2 protein-coding genes are annotated in these 1,332 nt (G+C 38.0%); both read right to left on the bottom strand.

The genetic code is table 11. The annotated features are described in order from the left end of the window. A partial coding sequence (locus AC1DJR_RS29970) for a DUF4430 domain-containing protein (RefSeq protein ID WP_477004256.1) occupies nt 1–574 on the bottom strand: 574 nt, incomplete at its 3' end. Nucleotides 575–1,114: 540 nt separating this feature from the next. Then, nucleotides 1,115–1,332 (bottom strand): zinc ribbon domain-containing protein (locus AC1DJR_RS29975; protein WP_477004257.1); only part of this gene is annotated, 218 nt, incomplete at its 5' end.

A 1,332-nucleotide genomic window follows, 5' to 3' on the forward strand; every position in this document is an offset into this window, starting at 1 on the left:
CATCTGGCTTTTCTGTTTTCGGTTCTTCTGGTTTATCATCTGGCTTTTCTGTTTTCGGTTCCTCTGGTTTACCATCTGGTTTTTCTGTTTTCGGTTCCTCTGGTTTTGGCTCTTCTACAGTTTTACAAGTGCCAAATTTATCTAACGTTTGTTGCAACGTTTGTTGACTCATATTGCTCCAGTCTGCAACGTAACGAAATGCAACAACATCCCCAGACTCTAATTTATAACTATCCGCMCCAACTTCTGCRGATTTATCATTTACATCATACAACCAACCGCTCGTTGCTCCGGCCATTAATCCATCGATGCCCTTTATATACGTTCCAAATGACATACTTTCAGATGTTACTTTGTCACCCATAACTTTTTGTARCAAACTAAAAGCTGTTTCTCCATCTTCAATGGAAACTTCTTTCGGACATAACATAATTCCTTTTTGTGATTCACCAATAATTGCAAGTTTCGCTGTCTTTCCTTCAGCAAACGTAATATGTACTGTATTCGCAAAAGAAACAAATACAAGTGCCACTGCCATTAATGATGTAAGCAGCCATTTCTTTAACATTGCCATCCCAAAATTCCCTCCCTTTACTAACATTCACACAAAAAAAGACCCTTTAAGGGTATGCGGTTGACACTCTCTTTTTGTAAGTGTCGAACAAAAATGTACAACACCTCCTACCCGCATTAACGAGCAGTAAGACCCCCACCTCAAATTCAACGAAAGCAAAGAAGTTAGGTAGGGATCAACTGCCCGTAAATGCCCGATTGGTGAAGGCTAATAATCAGTGGGATGAACAAAATCCCCACTGATTAAAGTTTCACTTTATCGTAAATCGATAAACCTATACATTCTGTAATTTTTAAATTCTGTATTATTTTACTATTGACAAAGAATTTTGTCCATGCTTTATCKGATTTATTTTCTAAGAATAATAGCTTAATAGCCTTCCATTAGTAGAAGTCATCCGATACGATAAACTTAACTAAATCTATACAATTCAATCAAATTTACACAAGTTAGTGCTTCAAAGTGTTCTCGCAACCCCGAAGGGACGAGGGGTTTAACACTCCACACGAGGCAGTATCGTTACCTCCTATTATCAAGCAATTATTTTACCCATCTTGATAAATTTATCGAAGCATTCAAATCTCTATCGTGATGGCTATTGCACCCAACACAGTTCCATTCACGAACCTTTAAACTCCACTGTCCTTCTGGTTGAACTGAATGGTCGTATTTAACTCCACAACTTGAGCAAATCTTGCTTGAGGCGAACCATTTATCAGCTTTTACATACTCAATGCCATACTTCTCGCACTTGTATG

The sequence above is a fragment of the Bacillus sp. 05T31 genome, assembly GCF_056396725.1.